The following is an 18814-nucleotide window of genomic DNA, read 5'->3' as shown; positions in this document are numbered from 1 at the left end:
TGAATCCCTCAGAGCAGTTTAAAGAGATCCAAAGCAGTCTCTGTTGGAACGCCCTGAACGAAGCATTCCACTCCGGCCGCCTTCAGGCCGTTAAACGCGGCGATATCGTTCGCGTCTACAGATACCGTTTTGGCAATTTGCTGTTTGCCACTGGCGTAATGCATATTTCCGACGTTAATACGGGTGATGGGCACGCCGCCCTCGACCAGCGTTAAAAAATCAGCCGGTGTTTTACAGACCAGCAGAATTTTCTGCCGGTCGGCGGCGCGATGAATGTTGTCGATCACTTTTTGCAGGGACCAGAAACGCACGGCGATGCCTTCCGCCAGCACCATCTCCATCAGGTTTTGCTGAACCGGATCGTCTGCAACCTCGTCATTTGCCACCAGCACCAGGTTCGCCCCCGCAAACCCCACCCACTGTACGCCCACCTGACCGTGGATCAGGCGTTCATCAATGCGGCATAAGACAATGTTTGGCATAGCGTTTTCCTCTTTTTAATTATGCGTGTTGAGTCGTTACGCCTTCGCAGGCGGCATGGTACTGCTGGAGTATGTCCTGAATGTGGTCGAGGATGAGTTCCCGTGGTGTGGACCTGAGAGCGCCATCGCGAACTTTGCTGTACTGCAACGGCAGATACTGGCTGATCAGCGGCAGCGGGATCGGTTCATCCGCCAGGTTGCGTACCAGCCGCTCAAAGGCGTCGTCAATCTGGCTGTCTGGCCAGTAATAGCGCACGCGGTCGGAATAGCTGTAACCGCGCGCCAGGCGACGGGCATTGCCGTCGCCGTGATAGTGGCTTTGCCAGTATTCCGGGCGATCGAGCATCACGTTTTCCAGGACGTGACGCAGCCCTGAGCAGGCTTTTGCCGGCAGCAGCTCTTCTTCAATTGCTGCCAGTGAGAACAGCGCTTCGCGCAGCGCGAAGGTTAGCGCAGGGCCGACTTTCAGAATGGCGAAGTGATCTTTCACCAACTGGCGCAGCGCCTGCGGCGTCTGGTAATCGGTAGAGTGTGCTTCAAATACAAGCGTGTCGTAGGCTTCAACCATCTCGCTCAGCGCGACGGCTTTATGCGGTTGATAGTCACAAACCTGCGCATGGTCGAACTCAACGCCAGGCTGAACCACCAGGCCAATAATGCGCGGCCAGATGTCGCTTAACCCTTCCTTCTCGAATGCGTGGCGGTGTGCCTCAAGCGTGGCGCGTGCCGCCTCTGGCGTGGTGACCTCAAGCTCGGTCAGCGTCTCGTGTGCCCCACCGGGAACCGGAACTTCCGTGCCGATAACGTAGACCAGATCGGCTACGCCAAATTGCTCGAGACAGGTGGTTTCGGCAATTTTAGCCAGCCGAGCGGCACGCCCGGCAACGATTGCATCGGTTAACGGAACCGGGTCGTCTTCGCAGGACATGCTGCAATCGAGGTGAATTTTTTTAAATCCGGCCGCCACGTAGCTTCTGATCAGATCGTCGGCGTTCGCCATCGCCTGCGAAGCCGGCAGGTTTTGCCAGCGGTTTGGACCTAAATGATCGCCGCCAAGGATCAGCAGCGAGGTGGGGAAACCAAGAGATCCCGCCAGCTTGCAGACAAACCCATAAAAATCGGCGGGCGTCATACCGGTATAACCGCCAAACTGATCCACCTGGTTTGAGGTGGCTTCTATCAGCAGGGGCGTCTGTTGTGAATGGGCGTAACGTAGTGCAGCTTCAAGTACCAGTGGATGTGCGGAACAGACGGCATAAATCCCGTTTGTATTCCCCCGTTTATGTTGTTCCACCATTTCTGTCAGATGTTTCACTTTCCTCTCCATTTCGGATGGTGTTGGTATTCATCTTTCGTTTTGTTTCATTTGATACTGCATTATGGTGAGGTAAAAATAAAACGAAAGATAATAGTTTTCCGATCTGTTTCACAAAAGAAACATAATGAAAGGTTTCAGCGGCGGTTAAGCTTGCGTCCGCACACCATACAGGGCTTGCATTCCCTCAAAAGAAAGGCGTTAATAAGCAAAACGAAATGAAACGAAAGTGTATTTACTAAGGAGCTCGTATGAGCAGCACCGATTCATCCGCAGAGAAGCGCATCACCGGCACCAGTGAAAGGCGAGAGCAGATCATTCAGCGGTTGCGGGCGCAGGGAAGCGTGCAGGTTAACGATCTTTCTCTTTTATTCGGCGTGTCGACGGTGACGATCCGTAACGATCTGGCCTTTCTGGAAAAGCAGGGGATTGCCGTTCGCGCTTACGGCGGCGCGCTGATTTGCGAAGGCAATGCCCCCGGCGTGGAGCCGTCCGTTGAGGACAAAAGTTCCCTTAATACGGCAGTGAAGCGCAGCATCGCGCAGGCGGCGGCTGAACTGGTGAAGCCGGGTCACCGCATTATTCTGGACTCCGGCACCACAACCTTTGAAATTGCCCGCATGCTGCGCCAGCACACCGATGTCATTGCCATGACCAACGGGATGAACGTGGCAAACGCGCTGCTGGAAGCGGAGGGCGTAGAGCTGCTGATGACCGGCGGGCACTTGCGCCGTCAGTCGCAGTCCTTCTATGGCGATCAGGCGGAGCAGTCCTTACAGAATTACCATTTTGACCTGCTGTTCCTGGGCGTCGATGCCATCGATCTCGACCGGGGGGTGAGTACGCACAACGAGGATGAAGCCCGTCTGAACCGCAAAATGTGCGAGGTGGCGGAGCGTATTATCGTTGTCACTGACTCCAGCAAGTTTAACCGTTCAAGCCTGCATAAAATCATTGATACCCAGCGGATCGACATGATTATCGTTGATGAAGGCATTCCGGCGGAAAGCCTGGAAGGGTTACGCAAAAGCGGGATCGATGTGGTGCTGGTCTAAAGGGGCTTTTCCCCTCACCCCAGCCCTCTCCCTCAAGGGAGAGGGGGCCGTCTGTGCAGGCATTATTTTGTGGGGAACCCTCAGCCCCATAGGGGGGAGGGGACTGCTCGGTGCGGTTTTTTACCCTCTGCCCGGTGGGGAGAGGGCAGGGTGAGGGGCCATCAGGTCACCGGCGCCGGGTTAAACACCGCCAGCGAGTTATGCAATCCCCATTGATCGGAGAAGGTTTTCTTCCGCCCGCTTGCCACATCCAGAATGAAGTGGAACAGCTTCCAGCCCACCTCTTCAATACTCTCTTCCCCGGTGGCGATGGTGCCCGCGTTGATATCCATTAAGTCATACCAGCGGTTTGCCAGCTCGGTGCGGGTCGCCATTTTGATCACCGGTACCGCCATCAGGCCGTACGGCGTGCCGCGCCCGGTGGTAAAGACCTGTACCGTAATGCCGGATGCTACCTGCTGGGTACCGCACACGAAATCACTGGCAGGCGTTGCCGCGTAGATCAGACCGCGTTTGGTTGGTCGCTGGCCAGGGGAGAGCACTTCCACAATCGCGCTCTGGCCGGATTTGGCTATCGACCCGAGGGCCTTTTCCACCACGTTGGCCAGGCCGCCTTTCTTGTTACCTGGAGACGGGTTGGCGCTGCGGTCGGTTTTGCCCATGTCGAGATAGTTATCGTACCAGGCCATCTCCTCCAGCAGGCGTTTGCCCACCTCTTCGTTGACGGCGCGCGGCGTGAGCAGGTGGATAGCATCACGTACTTCGGTGACTTCGGAGAACATCACCGTGGCGCCGCAGCGCACGAACAGATCGGAGGCATAACCTACCGCCGGGTTAGCGGTGACGCCGGAAAACGCATCGCTGCCGCCACACTGTGTCCCAACGACCAGTTCAGAGGCCGGGCAGGTTTCACGCTGGCGTTTGTTCAGCTTCTCCAGATGGCGCTCTGCCACCTGTAAAATGTCGTCGACCATCGATCTGAAGCCGACATGGTGTTCATCCTGAAGACGCACAACACTGGCATCGTCAACCGGAATGGCTTTCACATCTTCCGTACCCTGCAACAGGCGTTCTGGCTGCAATTTTTCACAGCCGAGACCAATCACCATGACCTCACCGCCAAAGTTTGGGTTAAGGGCGATATTGTGAATCGTGCGGATCGGCACGACCGCTGCGGGCGCGTTGATCGCCACGCCGCAGCCGTACAGGTGGTTAAGACCCACCACGCCGTCAACGTTGGGGTATTTCGGCAACAGATCGCGCTCAATAATTTTCACCACATAATCCACTACGCCCGCCACGCAATGCACGCTGGTGGTGATGCCAAGCAGGTTTTTGGTTCCCACGCTGCCATCCGCGTTGCGGTAACCCTCGAAGGTATAACCCTCCAGCGGAGGCAACGGCTCAGGGACGCGGGTAGCCAGCGGCAACGACTCCAGCGGCGGGGCGGTGGGCAGCTCAACCAGCGACTCCTCAATCCAGCTACCCTGCGGGATAGCGCGCACCGCATAGCCGATGACTTCGCCGTAGCGCACGATTTCGCCCTGCGCCGGGATATCGACCAGTGCGACTTTATGCCCCTGCGGAATGTGCTCAATCAGCTCCAGGCCATCCGGAAAGCGGGTGCCAGCTTTTAAGCCATTGTCGTTGACAATAATCGCCACGTTATCGGTATCGTGCACTTTTATATAGAACGCCGTCGGCGACGCCTGTCGAATTTCAATATCGGCCATTGTTCACTCTTCTCCAGCAAAATATCTGATACTAAATATAGCCAGATGGTTAATTGTTTCTTATTGAGGAAATAAAGAATGCCAGGAGAGGAAAGGTGAGAATGTGATCGCGATCGCTCCCGAACCACTAATCGTTGATTCTGTGCATCAGCGCCCACTGTGTTGGGCATATGCTCAAAATAGCGTGCCACTCCCGTTGGATAATTGAGCATTGAGACAATGTGCTGCCGGGTGGTGACGATTATACTGAATGACGATTTTATAACGCCAAAATTCAGTCAGGAAAATAAATATAACGCTGACGCTGAGTCGGAATAAATAAGAAAAGCTACTGGCTAAAACTGCGGAATTAAAAAAGGTATAAGTAATGAGTAACGACATCTTCCCGAATAAATTTAAAGCGGCCCTCGCGGCGCACCAGATTCAGATTGGCTGCTGGTCTGCGCTGGCCAACCCCATCAGCACCGAAGTGCTGGGCCTGGCCGGGTTCGACTGGCTGGTGCTGGACGGCGAACATGCGCCAAACGATATCAACACGTTTATTCCGCAGCTGATGGCGCTGAAAGGCAGCCACAGCGCGCCGGTGGTGCGTGTGCCCACCAACGAGCCGGTGATCATCAAGCGTCTGCTGGATATCGGCTTCTACAACTTCCTGATCCCGTTTGTTGAAACGGAAGAAGAAGCAGTGCTGGCCGTGGCGGCGACCCGCTATCCACCGGAAGGGATCCGCGGCGTGTCCGTCTCGCACCGCGCCAACATGTTTGGCACCGTGCCGGACTATTTCGCCCAGTCCAACAAGAACATCACCATTCTGGTTCAGATCGAGAGCCAGCAGGGGGTCGATAACGTCGACGCCATTGCCGCGACGGAGGGGGTAGACGGCATTTTCGTCGGCCCGAGCGATCTGGCGGCCGCCTTTGGTCATCTGGGTAACGCCAGCCATCCGGACGTGCAGCGTGCAATTCAGCACATTTTTGCCCGTGCCAAAGCGCACGGTAAACCGTGCGGCATTCTGGCGCCAGTGGAAGCCGATGCCCGCCGCTACCTGGAGTGGGGCGCAACGTTTGTTGCCGTGGGCAGCGATCTCGGCGTATTCCGCGCCGCCACGCAGAAATTAGCGGACGCTTTTAAAAAATAACCATCATTGAGGAAACAGATTATGACGCTGAAAGTGGGTTTTATTGGCCTGGGTATCATGGGCAAACCGATGAGCAAAAACCTCATCAAAGCAGGTTACTCACTGGTGGTTTTAGATCGGAATTCAGACGCGGTGGCAGAGGTGATTGCGGCTGGCGCAGAAACGGCGACAACCGCAAAAGCGATTGCTGAGCAGTGCGACGTAATTATCACCATGCTGCCAAACTCCCCGCACGTGAAAGAGGTGGCGCTGGGTGAGAACGGCATTATCGACGGCGCGAAGCCGGGTCTGGTGGTGATCGACATGAGTTCTATCGCACCGCTGGCAAGCCGCGAAATCAGCGAAGCGCTGAAAGCGAAGGGCGTGGAGATGCTGGATGCGCCGGTCAGCGGCGGCGAACCGAAAGCCATCGACGGCACCCTGTCGGTGATGGTCGGGGGCGATAAAGCCGTGTTCGACAAATACTACGACCTGATGAAAGCCATGGCTGGCTCCGTGGTGCACACCGGTGAAATTGGCGCAGGCAACGTCACCAAGCTGGCAAACCAGGTGATTGTGGCGTTGAACATCGCGGCCATGTCCGAGGCGCTGACGCTGGCCACCAAAGCGGGCGTTAATCCGGATCTGGTCTATCAGGCCATTCGCGGTGGTCTGGCGGGCAGCACCGTGCTGGATGCCAAGGCGCCGATGGTGATGGATCGTAACTTCAGGCCGGGCTTCCGCATCGATCTGCACATTAAGGATCTGGCGAATGCGCTGGATACCTCCCACGGCGTGGGCGCGCAGCTGCCGCTGACTGCCGCCGTCATGGAGATGATGCAGGCGCTGCGTGCGGACGGTCTGGGCACCGCCGATCACAGCGCGTTAGCGTGCTATTACGAAAAACTGGCGAAGGTTGAAATTGCTCGCTAATGACGTCCTGCCCGGTGGCGTTACGCTTACCGGGCCTACGGCTCAGGCATACAACTATGAAAATCGTAATCGCGCCAGACTCTTATAAAGAAAGCCTGTCTGCCACCGAGGTGGCGCAGGCGATAGAAAAAGGATTTCGGGAAATTTTCCCCGATGCTCATTACGTGTCTGTTCCCGTTGCTGACGGCGGAGAAGGTACGGTTGAAGCGATGATCGCTGCGACGCAGGGCACCTGGCAGCAGGCTGTCGTCACCGGCCCGTTAGGGGAAAAGGTGAAGGCCAGCTGGGGGATCTCGGGCGACGGTACCACCGCGTTTATCGAGATGGCCGCCGCCAGCGGCCTGGTGCTTGTTCCTCCCGCGCAGCGTAACCCGCTGGTCACGACGTCGCGCGGGACGGGGGAGCTGATCCTCAGCGCGCTGGATAAAGGCGCGCGCAACATCATTATCGGTATCGGCGGGAGCGCAACCAACGATGGGGGCGCGGGTATGATGCAGGCGCTGGGCGCGAAGTTTACGGATGCGAACGGGACGGAGATCGGCTACGGCGGCGGCAGCCTGATGGCGCTTAACCGGATTGATATTTCCGATCTCGATCCGCGTCTTCAGGGATGCGCAATCCGCGTCGCCTGTGACGTGACGAATCCGCTGGTCGGTGAAAGCGGCGCGTCGCGTATCTTTGGCCCGCAAAAAGGCGCCACGGAGGAGATGATCCTCGAACTCGACGCCAATCTTAGCCACTACGCCGGGGTGATCAAAAAATCGCTGCGCATTGACGTCAACCGGGTTCCGGGGGCTGGCGCCGCGGGCGGCATGGGCGCAGCGCTGATGGCCTTCCTGGGCGCTGAGCTGAAAAGCGGCATCGAGATTGTCACTCAGGCGCTCAATCTTGAAGAACATATTCACGACTGCACGTGGGTGCTGACCGGGGAAGGGCGCATCGACAGCCAGAGCATTAATGGCAAAGTGCCCGTCGGTGTGGCGAGCGTCGCCAAAAAATACCATAAGCCGGTGATCGGGATTGCCGGAAGTCTGACGCAGGATGTGGGTGTGGTGCATCAGTACGGCATCGACGCGGTGTTCAGCGTACTGACCCGCATCGGTTCACTGGAAGAGGCGTTCCAGGGAGCGTATGACAACATTTACCGCGCCTCGCGGAATATCGCGGCCACATTGCAGGTAGGCATGCGTAGCCAGGGGTGACAGCGGCGCGCAAACCCTCTATACTGCGCGCCGAAGCTGACCAGACAGTCGCCGCTTCGTCGTCGTCCCTTTCGGGGGAGACGGGCGGAGGGGAGGAAAGTCCGGGCTCCACAGGGCAGGGTGCCAGGTAACGCCTGGGGGGGAAACCCACGACCAGTGCAACAGAGAGCAAACCGCCGATGGCCCGCGCAAGCGGGATCAGGTAAGGGTGAAAGGGTGCGGTAAGAGCGCACCGCGCGGCTGGTAACAGTCCGTGGCACGGTAAACTCCACCCGGAGCAAGGCCAAATAGGGGTTCACATGGTACGGCCCGTACTGAACCCGGGTAGGCTGCTTGAGCCAGTGAGCGATTGCTGGCCTAGATGAATGACTGTCCACGACAGAACCCGGCTTATCGGTCAGCTTCAACTTCTTACGAAACCCCGCTTCGGCGGGGTTTTTGCTTTCAGAAGGTTGCAGGCCGGGTAAGCGAAGCGCCAAACGACATCAATTCTCAATTTTGCGACGCTAAGCACATTTCACTATTTGCCTGACTGTGTGTTCCTCTCATCTGCTGCGCATGATCGTAATCACAAAATTTAACGCTGTAAAATTAGAAAATTTTAGTGTTGAGAAGATGTTGTAAATGTTTAGTCAGTGATGCCGAATGTTATTCATTTGATAATTTAATATTGAATCTAAAAACATTCTTCTGGTGAATGTGTGATATATCCCACTCTTTAACCGGAAAGTGAATAAATATTCCTGGTAAAGTTGATAAACCACAAAAATGTTTTAAAGGAATAATGGTGTTTTATTAACCTTTAATTGCCTGAAAGATAGCCTTTATTAATATTTTTAAAGCAAAAAAATTCACGCTGGTTATTGCCATAAAATAAATTTATTACCGCGTTTTTTATTGATCAATATCAGCGTAAATGCGTATTTTTATTGTGATAAGCATTTGATTTATAAAGATATAAATAGATTTCTGGTGCGATTGAAAACAGAGCGTCATGGCAAATTGTGAGTAACAGCACATACCCCCTGAAACAATATTGGGTAGAATCCGCTGCGTCATAGGGAAATAAGCGCAGAATATTATGAATACTATTATTCTACCGAAAACACAGCACCTCGTGGTATTTCAGGAAGTCATCAAAAGTGGCTCCATAGGTTCTGCTGCAAGACAACTGGGGCTGACGCAACCTGCCGTCAGCAAAATCATCAGCGACATCGAATCCTACTTTGGGGTGGAAGTGATGGTGCGTAAGAACACCGGCGTAAAACTCACTGCCGCCGGTCAGGTGCTGCTGTCCTACGCTGAGTCGATCACCCGCGAAATGAAAAACATGGTGAGCGAGATCAACAGCCTCAGTTTCAGTACCGTCATGGACGTCTCTTTTGGCTATCCGTCGCTGATTGGCTTCACCTTCCTGTCCGGGATGATCAAAAAATTCAAGGAAGTGTTCCCGAAAGCGCGTGTCTCAATGTATGAAGCGCAGCTCTCTTCATTCCTGCCCGCCATTCGCGATGGCCGGCTGGATTTCGCCATCGGCACGCTGAGCGACGGGATGCAGCTTCAGGATCTTCACGTTGAGCCACTGTTTGAATCCGAGTTTGTGCTGGTGGCGAGTAAATCACGAACGTGCACCGGCCCGACCAGACTGGCATCGCTCACGCACGAGCAGTGGGTGATGCCGCAAACCGATATGGGCTACTACAACGAACTCCTGACCACCCTGCAAGACAACCACATAAGCATTGAAAACATCGTCCAGACCGATTCCGTCGTCACCATCTATAACCTTGTCCTCAATGCCGATTACCTGACGGTGATCCCCCGTGACATGATTGCGCCATTCGGCTCGGACCAGTTTATTGTTCTGCCGGTGGAAGATGAATTACCCGTGGCGCGTTATGCCGCCGTGTGGTCAAAAAATTACAGTATTAAAAAATCGGCGTCAGTATTAGTTGAACTGGCAAAACAATATTCGTCGATGAATATCGAAAAACGACGATAGAAATAATGATGATTTAAAACACCCGGAGCGACGCTTTTTAACGCTCTGATACCCTGACTTTGCCTGAAAACAATGAATTATTATAACGAGGATATTATGCACATTACTTACGATCTCCCGGTGACCATTGAAGATATTCAGGACGCCAGAAAAAGACTGGCGGGAAAGATCTATAAAACCGGTATGCCGCGCTCGAATTATCTGAGCGAACGGTGTAAGGGTGAGATATTCCTGAAATTTGAAAATATGCAGCGTACCGGTTCGTTTAAAATACGTGGGGCGTTTAATAAATTAAGCTCGCTGACCGATGCGGAAAAACGCAAGGGCGTGGTGGCCTGTTCCGCAGGGAACCACGCGCAGGGGGTCTCTCTCTCCTGCGCCATGCTCGGCATCGACGGCAAAGTGGTCATGCCGATGGGCGCGCCGAAATCCAAGGTTGCCGCCACGCGCGACTACTCCGCCGAAGTGGTGCTGCACGGCGAAAACTTTAACGACACCATCGCCAAAGTGAGCGAAATCGTCGAGATGGAAGGGCGCATTTTTATCCCGCCTTACGACGATCCGAAAGTCATTGCCGGCCAGGGCACCATCGGCCTGGAAATCCTCGAAGATTTATATGACGTGGATAACGTGATTGTCCCCATCGGCGGCGGCGGTTTAATTGCCGGTATTGCGACAGCAATTAAATCCATCAACCCAACTATCAATATTATCGGCGTGCAGTCTGAAAATGTGCACGGAATGGCGGCATCGTATCAGGCCGGAGAAATAACCAGTCATCGTGTTACCGGCACATTAGCTGACGGCTGCGACGTGTCTCGCCCAGGTAATTTAACCTTCGAAATTGTTCGTGAATTAGTCGATGACATTGTGCTGGTCAGCGAAGACGAGATTCGCAACAGCATGATCGCGCTTATTCAGCGAAATAAGGTGGTCACGGAAGGTGCCGGTGCGCTGGCGTGCGCGGCGTTATTAAGCGGCAAGCTGGACCACTATATTCAGGGCCGAAAAACCGTCTGCATTATTTCCGGCGGCAATATCGATCTCTCCCGTGTTTCCCAAATTACCGGCTTCGTTGACGCATAAAGGATGACTTATGAGCAACACAGAAAGCATTATCGTTGGCCAGACAAAAACGTCCACCTGGCGTAAATCGGATACCACCTGGACGCTCGGCCTGTTTGGTACCGCCATTGGCGCAGGCGTGCTGTTCTTCCCTATCCGTGCAGGCTTTGGCGGCCTGATCCCTATCCTGCTGATGCTGGTACTCGCGTTCCCGATTGCGTTTTACTGCCACCGCGCGCTGGCGCGTCTGTGTTTGTCCGGCAGTAACGTCTCCGGCAACATCACCGAAACGGTGGAGGAGCATTTTGGTAAGACCGGAGGGGTGGTGATCACCTTCCTCTACTTCTTTGCCATTTGCCCGCTGCTGTGGATTTACGGCGTCACCATTACCAACACCTTTATGACCTTCTGGGAAAACCAGCTCCAGATGCCCGCCCTGAACCGCGGCGTGGTGGCGCTATTCCTGCTGCTGCTGATGGCTTTTGTTATCTGGTTCGGTAAAGACCTGATGGTGAAAGTGATGAGCTACCTTGTGTTCCCGTTCATCGCCAGCCTGGTGTTGATTTCTCTCTCGCTGATCCCGTACTGGAACTCGGCGGTGATCGACCAGGTTAACCTGAGCGATATCGCCTTCACCGGTCATGACGGCATTCTGGTCACGGTGTGGCTGGGGATCTCCATCATGGTCTTCTCCTTCAACTTCTCGCCTATCGTCTCCTCGTTTGTGGTCTCCAAACGCGAAGAGTACGAACCAGAGTTCGGGAAAGAGTTTACCGAGCAGAAATGTTCCAAAATCATTGGTCGCGCCAGCCTGCTGATGGTGGCGGTGGTGATGTTCTTCGCCTTTAGCTGCCTGTTTACGCTCTCTCCGCAGAACATGGCGGACGCCAAAGCGCAGAACATTCCGGTGCTCTCTTACCTGGCGAACCACTTCGCGTCGATGTCAGGCAGTAAATCCACGTTCGCCACGGTGCTGGAATACGGCGCCTCCATCATCGCGCTGGTCGCTATCTTTAAATCCTTCTTCGGCCACTATCTGGGCACGCTGGAGGGGCTAAACGGTCTGATCCTCAAGTTCGGTTACAAGGGCGACAAGAAGAAAGTCTCCGTCGGCAAGCTGAACACCATCAGCATGGTCTTCATCATGGGCTCCACCTGGATTGTGGCCTACGCCAACCCGAACATCCTGGACCTTATTGAAGCCATGGGCGCGCCAATTATCGCCTCTCTGCTGTGCCTGCTGCCGATGTACGCCATCCGCAAGGCGCCTGCGCTGGCGAAATATAAAGGCCGGACCGAGAACATCTTCGTAACCGTGGTCGGACTGCTGACCATTTTGAACATCGTGTACAAACTGTTTTAAACCAAAGCTCAGGAAGAGCGGAGCCATACCATGATTGAGTTTCCGGTAGTACTGGTCATTAACTGCGGATCGTCCTCTGTTAAGTTCTCGGTGCTGGACGCCGCAGGCTGCGATGCCCTGATGACGGGCATTGCGGACGGCATCAACACAGAAAAAGCCTTTATTTCCGTGAATGGGGGTGAGCCGGTCAGACTGGCTCACCAGGACTACGAAGGGGCGCTGGCCGCCATCGCCCTGGAGCTGGAGAAACGCAACCTGATGGGCAGCGTGGCCTTGATTGGTCATCGCATTGCCCACGGCGGCGACCTCTTCAGCGAGTCGACCCTGATCACGGAAGAGGTGATGGCGCAGATCCGCGAGGTCTCCCCGCTGGCGCCGCTGCATAACTACGCCAACCTGAGCGGCGTGGAAGCCGCCGGGCGCCTGTTCCCCGGCGTGCAGCAGGTGGCGGTATTTGATACCAGCTTCCACCAGACCATGGCGCCGCAGGCGTATTTGTACGGCTTGCCGTACCGCTATTTTGAAGAGCTGGGCGTGCGCCGCTACGGTTTCCACGGCACCTCTCACCGCTACGTGTCGGCGCAGGCGCACGCGCTGCTCGGGCTCTCTCCCGATGACAGCGGCCTGGTGATTGCCCATCTCGGCAACGGGGCGTCCATCTGCGCGGTGCGTAACGGCGTAAGCGTGGACACGTCCATGGGGATGACGCCGCTTGAAGGACTGGTGATGGGCACGCGCTGCGGCGACGTGGATTTTGGCGCGATGGCGTGGATTGCCCGGCAGACCGGCCAGTCGTTCGAGGATCTGGAGCGCGTGGTCAACAAAGAGTCCGGGCTGCTGGGGATCTCTGGCATCTCCTCCGATTTGCGCGCGCTGGAGAAAGCCTGGCATGACGGCAACGAGCGGGCGCGGCTGGCAATAAAGACCTTCGTCCACCGGATTGCGCGACATATCGCCGGTCATGCCGCGTCCCTGCACCGTCTGGATGGCGTGGTGTTTACCGGCGGGATCGGTGAGAACTCCGTGCTTATCCGCGCGCTGGTGGTGGAGCATCTTAAGGTGTTTGGCATCATCCTCGACGAGTCCAAAAATGCCCTGCCGGGCAGCGCGGGCGAGCGCGTGATCTCTACCGAGTCGTCCCGCGCGGCCTGCGCGGTGATCCCTACCAATGAAGAAAAAATGATCGCACTGGACGCCCTCCGTCTTGGGAAGGTTACTCCGGCTGCGGCTTACGCCTGATAAAGCGAGAATCTGATGAAAGTAACAATCGATACGGGCGTCGCGCCTTACAGCGACGCATGGGCCGGGTTTCGCGGTGAAGAATGGAAAAACGCCATTAACGTGCGCGATTTTATTCAGCATAACTACACCCCTTATGAAGGCGATGAAGCTTTCCTCGCGCAGGCGACGCCAGCAACGACGGCGCTGTGGCAGAAGGTGATGGTCGGCATTCGTCAGGAGAATGCTACTCACGCTCCGGTGGATTTTGACACCAACATCGCCACTACTATTACCGCGCACGGGCCGGGCTATATTGATCAGGAGCTGGAGACGATCGTTGGCCTGCAAACCGACAAGCCGCTCAAGCGCGCCCTGCATCCGTACGGCGGGATCAACATGATCCGCAGCTCGTTCGAAGCCTACGGTCGCGAGATGGATCCGCAGTTTGAATATCTCTTCACAGATCTGCGCAAAACCCACAACCAGGGCGTGTTTGACGTTTACTCCCCGGAGATGATGCGCTGCCGCAAATCGGGGGTGCTGACCGGTCTGCCGGACGGCTACGGGCGCGGACGCATCATCGGCGACTACCGTCGCGTGGCGCTGTACGGCATCAGCTATCTGGTGCGCGAGCGTGAACTTCAGTTCGCCGATCTCCAGGGGAAACTGGAGCGCGGAGAAGAACTGGAGGCCACGATCCGCCTGCGCGAGGAGCTGGCGGAGCATAAACGTGCGTTGCTCCAGATCCAGCAGATGGCGGCGAACTATGGGTTTGATATTTCACGTCCGGCGATGAATGCGCAGGAAGCGGTGCAGTGGGTCTACTTTGCCTACCTTGCCGCAGTGAAATCCCAGAACGGCGGGGCGATGTCGCTGGGGCGCACGGCCTCGTTCCTCGATATCTACATTGAACGCGACATGCAGGCAGGAAGGCTGAATGAGGTGCAGGCCCAGGAGCTGATCGACCACTTCATCATGAAGATCCGCATGGTACGTTTCCTGCGCACGCCGGAGTTCGACACGCTCTTCTCCGGCGATCCGATCTGGGCCACGGAAGTGATTGGCGGCATGGGGCTGGATGGCCGTACGCTGGTGACCAAAAACAGCTTCCGCTACCTGCATACCCTTCACACCATGGGGCCTGCGCCGGAGCCAAACCTGACGATCCTCTGGTCCGAACAACTGCCGATCGCGTTCAAGAAATACGCCGCGCAGGTGTCGATCGTCACCTCCTCGCTGCAATACGAGAACGACGATCTGATGCGCGCCGACTTCAACAGCGACGACTACGCCATTGCCTGCTGCGTCAGCCCGATGGTGATCGGCAAGCAGATGCAGTTCTTCGGCGCACGCGCCAACCTGGCGAAAACGCTGCTGTACGCAATCAACGGCGGGGTGGATGAGAAGCTGAAGATCCAGGTGGGGCCGAAAACCGAGCCGCTGCTGGATGAGGTACTGGATTACGACACCGTAATGGCGAGCCTCGATCACTTCATGGACTGGCTGGCGGTACAGTACATCAGCGCGCTGAATCTCATTCACTACATGCATGATAAATACAGCTACGAAGCCTCGCTGATGGCGCTGCACGACCGGGACGTCTACCGCACCATGGCCTGCGGCATTGCCGGGCTGTCGGTGGCGGCGGATTCCCTGTCGGCCATCAAATACGCCACGGTAAAACCGGTGCGCGACCACACCGGTCTGGCGGTCGATTTCGTCATCGAAGGCGACTATCCGCAGTACGGCAACAACGACGATCGCGTGGACAGTATCGCCTGCGATCTGGTTGAGCGCTTTATGAAGAAAATCCAGGCGCTGCCGACGTACCGCAACGCGGTACCGACGCAGTCGATCCTGACCATCACCTCCAACGTGGTTTACGGGCAGAAGACCGGCAACACGCCGGACGGACGTCGCGGCGGCACGCCGTTTGCGCCTGGCGCCAACCCGATGCACGGGCGCGACAGAAAAGGGGCGGTGGCGTCGTTAACCTCGGTCGCCAAGCTGCCGTTCACCTATGCCAAAGACGGGATCTCCTACACCTTCTCCATCGTGCCGCAGGCACTGGGCAAGGACGAGCCGGTGCGCAAAACCAACCTTGTCGGGCTGCTGGACGGATACTTCCACCACGAAGCGACCATTGAGGGCGGGCAACACCTGAACGTCAACGTGATGAACCGGGAGATGCTGCTGGATGCCGTCGCCCATCCGGAGAACTATCCGAACCTGACGATCCGCGTTTCAGGTTATGCGGTGCGGTTTAACGCCCTGACGCGCGAGCAGCAGCAGGACGTGATTTCGAGGACGTTTACGCAGGCGATGTAATACAGGCTTCATCTTCAGCCTCCTCAAATGGGGAGGCTTTTAATTTTGTGAACGTCGTCAATTTTAGAAAACTTACTCTCCTTTCTGCTATCCCGAAGTAATATTATTCTCTCGCTTTAGAAAATCCCTATAAAAGTTGTGACTTTTTTCTCCCGCGCTCCGGATATGATCTTCCCATATCAATAACTCACACCTGCACCCTCTGACTCGCAATCGCTGGCGATCGGAACCTTATAAAAACAACCAGTTACCCTACAAAATAAGCGAGTGCCCAATGAATATGGCAACAAACAGCAGTGTGATTGTGAGTGATTCCCCTGCGGCAAGGCGGGCGGGAATGAGCGAAAGCGAATGGCGAGAGGCGATCAAATTCGACAGCACCGATACGGGCTGGGTCATCATGAGTATCGGGATGGCTATCGGCGCGGGCATCGTTTTTCTTCCTGTGCAGGTCGGGTTAATGGGGCTGTGGGTGTTTTTACTCTCGTCGATAATTGGTTATCCGGCTATGTACCTGTTCCAGCGCCTGTTTATTAATACGCTGGCGGAATCACCGGAATGCAAAGATTACCCGAGCGTCATTAGCGGTTATTTAGGTAAAAACTGGGGCATCTTATTGGGTGCGCTTTATTTCGTGATGCTGGTGATCTGGATGTTTGTCTATTCCACGGCTATCACCAACGACAGCGCATCCTACCTACACACCTTCGGCGTAACCGACGGTTTGCTGTCGGAAAATCCGTTCTACGGCTTATTCCTGATCTGCATTCTGGTCGCCATTTCGTCGCGCGGTGAAAAACTGCTGTTTAAAGTCTCCAGCCTGATGGTGCTGACCAAATTATTTGTGGTGGCGGCGCTGGGGCTTTCGATGATTGGCCTCTGGCATTTAGCCAACGTCGGTATGCTGCCGCCGATGGGCCTGCTGATTAAAAACGCCATTATTACGCTGCCTTTCACCTTAACCTCCATTCTGTTTATTCAGACATTAAGCCCGATGGTGATTTCCTATCGTTCACGGGAAAAATCCGTTGAGGTGGCGCGTCATAAAGCGCTGCGGGCAATGAATATCGCTTTTGGCGTGCTGTTTGTGACGGTCTTTTTCTACGCGGTCTCCTTTACGCTGGCGATGGGGCACGACGAGGCGGTAAAAGCCTACGAGCAGAATATTTCCGCCCTGGCAATCGCAGCACAGTTCATCAGCGGTGACGGTGCGGGCTGGGTCAAAATCGTCAGCGTGATCCTCAACATTTTTGCCGTGATGACCGCGTTCTTTGGCGTCTATCTCGGCTTTCGTGAGGCGACGCAGGGCATCGTGATGAACATCCTGCGCCGCAAAATGCCGGCGGAGAAAATCAATGAAAGCACCGTCCAGCGCGGGATTATGCTGTTCGCTATCCTGCTGGCCTGGAGCGCGATTGTGTTAAACGCGCCGGTGCTGAGCTTCACCTCCATCTGTAGCCCTATTTTCGGGATGGTGGGCTGCTTAATTCCGGCGTGGCTGGTCTACAAAGTGCCCGCACTTCATAAATATAAAGGCGTATCGCTGGTGATTATTGTGATTACCGGGCTGCTGCTTTGTGTTTCTCCTTTCCTCGCCTTCTCATGAGGCTAAATAAGGTCGTAACGATGTCTGAGCAAATTAATCCTTTATGGAACCATTTTATTCGCGCTGTGCAGGAAGAGGTAAAGCCTGCGCTGGGCTGTACCGAACCCGTCTCGCTGGCGCTGGCGTGCGCGATGGCTGCCGGACAGCTTGACGGTGAGGTGACGCGTATCGAGGCGTGGGTATCGCCGAACCTGATGAAAAACGGGCTTGGCGTAACGGTGCCCGGCACCGGTATGGTCGGTTTACCCATCGCGGCCGCGCTGGGGGCGACAGGCGGTAATGCACACGCCGGGCTGGAGGTGTTGAAAGACGCATCGGCCGAGGCGCTAACGCGCGCCAAAGCACTGCTGAACGCGGGTCTGGTGCAGGTGAAATTGCAGGAGCCGTGCGAGGAGATCCTCTATTCACGCGCCTGCGTTTACGTCGGTGAATCCTCGGCGACGGTGACCATCGCTGGCGGGCACACTCGCGTGGTGGAGGTAGTTTGTCAGGGCGAAACGCGCTTCAGGCTTGACGATCGTCAGAGCCAGAACAACGACGATCCGCTGGCGGTACTCTCGACCACCACGCTGTCGCAGATCCTTGAGTTTGTAGAGCAGGTGCCGATCGACGCGATCCGCTTTATCCTCGATGCGGGGCGGCTGAACGATGCGCTCTCCCGCGAAGGTTTGCGTGGCAACTGGGGGCTGCATATTGGCGCGACGCTCAATAAACAGCGCGCACGCGGCTGGATGGCGCAGGATCTGGGTTCAGACATTATTATCCGCACCAGCGCAGCCTCGGATGCCCGCATGGGAGGCGCGACGCTGCCGGCGATGAGCAACTCGGGTTCCGGGAATCAGGGCATCACCGCCACCATGCCGGTAGTGGTGGTGGCTGAGCACGTTCAGGCCGATGACGAACGGCTGGCGCGGGCGCTGATGCTCTCGCATCTGTCGGCTATCTATATCCATTACCAGCTTCCGCGCTTGTCCGCGTTGTGCGCGGCGACAACGGCCGGAATGGGGGCAGCGGCGGGGATGGCGTGGCTGATGGGCGGATCTTACCAGACCATTGCCATGGCGATCGGCAGTATGATCGGCGACGTGAGCGGGATGATCTGCGATGGGGCCTCTAACAGCTGCGCAATGAAGGTCTCGACCAGCGTCACCAGCGCCTGGAAAGCCGTGATGATGGCGCTGGATGATACTGCGGTGACGGGTAACGAGGGGATTGTGGCGCACGACGTGGAACAGTCTATCTCTAACCTGTGCGCCCTGGCGTGCCGCTCAATGCAGGCGACGGACCGGCAGATCATTGAAATTATGGCGAGTAAGGTGTTGTGATTTAATCCAACCCGTTACCCCTCACCCTAACCCTCTCCCATAGGGAGAGGGAACCGATCGAGCGAGG

Annotated in this window: 14 protein-coding genes and 1 other RNA gene; 12 read left to right on the top strand and 3 right to left on the bottom strand. The window is 55.9% G+C overall.

From position 1 onward, the window contains the following. Window positions 1-8: 8 nt before the first annotated feature. Both agaV and kbaZ read right to left on the bottom strand, forming a co-directional pair. The gene (agaV, locus tag ACJTMZ_RS15495; RefSeq protein ID WP_003861728.1) at window positions 9-482 is read right to left on the bottom strand and encodes a PTS N-acetylgalactosamine transporter subunit IIB; all 474 of its coding nucleotides are present in this window, start codon (window positions 480-482) and stop codon (window positions 9-11) included. Window positions 483-501: 19 nt separating this feature from the next. Continuing rightward, window positions 502-1809 carry a tagatose-bisphosphate aldolase subunit KbaZ gene (kbaZ, locus tag ACJTMZ_RS15490; RefSeq protein ID WP_214596103.1) on the bottom strand — a complete coding sequence of 436 codons (1308 nt, stop codon included), beginning with the start codon at window positions 1807-1809 and terminating at the stop codon, window positions 502-504. Between the two features lie 239 nt (window positions 1810-2048). Between kbaZ and ACJTMZ_RS15485 the strand changes: the two genes are divergently transcribed. Then, complete coding sequence (locus tag ACJTMZ_RS15485) at window positions 2049-2852, top strand: DeoR family transcriptional regulator (RefSeq protein WP_017693937.1); 804 nt, start codon at window positions 2049-2051, stop codon at window positions 2850-2852. Window positions 2853-3013: 161 nt separating this feature from the next. Here the strand turns inward: ACJTMZ_RS15485 and garD are convergent, their stop codons facing one another. Beyond that, complete coding sequence (garD, locus tag ACJTMZ_RS15480) at window positions 3014-4585, bottom strand: galactarate dehydratase (protein ID WP_017382436.1); 1572 nt, start codon at window positions 4583-4585, stop codon at window positions 3014-3016. Window positions 4586-4952: 367 nt separating this feature from the next. On the opposite strand from garD, the gene garL reads away from it, so the two are divergent. From garL to ACJTMZ_RS15425, 11 genes are all read left to right on the top strand, one after another. Beyond that, the gene (gene garL, locus ACJTMZ_RS15475) at window positions 4953-5723 is read left to right on the top strand and encodes a 2-dehydro-3-deoxyglucarate aldolase (RefSeq protein ID WP_003862676.1); all 771 of its coding nucleotides are present in this window, start codon (window positions 4953-4955) and stop codon (window positions 5721-5723) included. Window positions 5724-5744: 21 nt separating this feature from the next. Then, window positions 5745-6635 (top strand): 2-hydroxy-3-oxopropionate reductase, encoded by an 891-nt coding sequence (garR, locus tag ACJTMZ_RS15470; RefSeq protein WP_017382435.1) that lies wholly within the window; start codon window positions 5745-5747, stop codon window positions 6633-6635. A 56-nt stretch (window positions 6636-6691) separates the two neighbouring features. Then, entirely contained in the window at window positions 6692-7837 is a 1146-nt protein-coding gene (garK, locus tag ACJTMZ_RS15465; protein WP_015571955.1) for a glycerate 2-kinase, read from the top strand. Window positions 7838-7869: 32 nt separating this feature from the next. After that, window positions 7870-8246: RNase P RNA component class A (rnpB, locus tag ACJTMZ_RS15460), an RNA gene on the top strand. A gap of 672 nt (window positions 8247-8918) precedes the next feature. Beyond that, entirely contained in the window at window positions 8919-9839 is a 921-nt protein-coding gene (gene tdcA, locus ACJTMZ_RS15455) for a transcriptional regulator TdcA (protein WP_006812085.1), read from the top strand. Window positions 9840-9935: 96 nt separating this feature from the next. Next, window positions 9936-10925, top strand: coding sequence for a bifunctional threonine ammonia-lyase/L-serine ammonia-lyase TdcB (gene tdcB / locus ACJTMZ_RS15450; protein WP_023304478.1), 990 nt, complete (start codon window positions 9936-9938; stop codon window positions 10923-10925). 10 nt (window positions 10926-10935) lie between these two features. After that, on the top strand, window positions 10936-12267 hold the full coding sequence (gene tdcC / locus ACJTMZ_RS15445) for a threonine/serine transporter TdcC (protein WP_006812083.1): 1332 nt from the start codon (window positions 10936-10938) through the stop codon (window positions 12265-12267). Between the two features lie 30 nt (window positions 12268-12297). Then, the gene (tdcD, locus tag ACJTMZ_RS15440) at window positions 12298-13506 is read left to right on the top strand and encodes a propionate kinase (protein ID WP_045344033.1); all 1209 of its coding nucleotides are present in this window, start codon (window positions 12298-12300) and stop codon (window positions 13504-13506) included. Window positions 13507-13521: 15 nt separating this feature from the next. After that, a complete protein-coding gene (pflB, locus tag ACJTMZ_RS15435) occupies window positions 13522-15816 on the top strand; it encodes a formate C-acetyltransferase (RefSeq protein WP_047057413.1) in 2295 nt (764 codons plus the stop codon). 274 nt (window positions 15817-16090) lie between these two features. Further along, window positions 16091-17422, top strand: a complete 1332-nt coding sequence (locus ACJTMZ_RS15430; protein WP_017693942.1) for an amino acid permease — start codon at window positions 16091-16093, stop codon at window positions 17420-17422. 20 nt (window positions 17423-17442) lie between these two features. Then, window positions 17443-18747, top strand: coding sequence for a serine dehydratase subunit alpha family protein (locus tag ACJTMZ_RS15425; RefSeq protein ID WP_192969758.1), 1305 nt, complete (start codon window positions 17443-17445; stop codon window positions 18745-18747). The last annotated feature ends 67 nt before the right edge of the window (window positions 18748-18814 follow it).

The organism is Enterobacter sp. DN (assembly GCF_046054285.1).
In the GTDB taxonomy this organism is placed as follows: domain Bacteria; phylum Pseudomonadota; class Gammaproteobacteria; order Enterobacterales; family Enterobacteriaceae; genus Enterobacter; species Enterobacter hormaechei_C.
The sequence above is the reverse complement of the archived record's forward strand: the minus strand, read 5'-3'. Positions and strand labels throughout refer to the sequence as shown.

Bases quoted from the DNA above. Each gene is read 5' to 3' on its own strand.
- agaV (WP_003861728.1), bottom strand. From the start codon at position 482: ATGCCAAACATTGTCTTATGCCGCATTGATGAACGCCTGATCCACGGT.
- kbaZ (WP_214596103.1), bottom strand. From the start codon at position 1,809: ATGGAGAGGAAAGTGAAACATCTGACAGAAATGGTGGAACAACATAAA.
- ACJTMZ_RS15485 (WP_017693937.1), top strand. From the start codon at position 2,049: ATGAGCAGCACCGATTCATCCGCAGAGAAGCGCATCACCGGCACCAGT.
- garD (WP_017382436.1), bottom strand. From the start codon at position 4,585: ATGGCCGATATTGAAATTCGACAGGCGTCGCCGACGGCGTTCTATATA.
- garL (WP_003862676.1), top strand. From the start codon at position 4,953: ATGAGTAACGACATCTTCCCGAATAAATTTAAAGCGGCCCTCGCGGCG.
- garR (WP_017382435.1), top strand. From the start codon at position 5,745: ATGACGCTGAAAGTGGGTTTTATTGGCCTGGGTATCATGGGCAAACCG.
- garK (WP_015571955.1), top strand. From the start codon at position 6,692: ATGAAAATCGTAATCGCGCCAGACTCTTATAAAGAAAGCCTGTCTGCC.
- tdcA (WP_006812085.1), top strand. From the start codon at position 8,919: ATGAATACTATTATTCTACCGAAAACACAGCACCTCGTGGTATTTCAG.
- tdcB (WP_023304478.1), top strand. From the start codon at position 9,936: ATGCACATTACTTACGATCTCCCGGTGACCATTGAAGATATTCAGGAC.
- tdcC (WP_006812083.1), top strand. From the start codon at position 10,936: ATGAGCAACACAGAAAGCATTATCGTTGGCCAGACAAAAACGTCCACC.
- tdcD (WP_045344033.1), top strand. From the start codon at position 12,298: ATGATTGAGTTTCCGGTAGTACTGGTCATTAACTGCGGATCGTCCTCT.
- pflB (WP_047057413.1), top strand. From the start codon at position 13,522: ATGAAAGTAACAATCGATACGGGCGTCGCGCCTTACAGCGACGCATGG.
- ACJTMZ_RS15430 (WP_017693942.1), top strand. From the start codon at position 16,091: ATGAATATGGCAACAAACAGCAGTGTGATTGTGAGTGATTCCCCTGCG.
- ACJTMZ_RS15425 (WP_192969758.1), top strand. From the start codon at position 17,443: ATGTCTGAGCAAATTAATCCTTTATGGAACCATTTTATTCGCGCTGTG.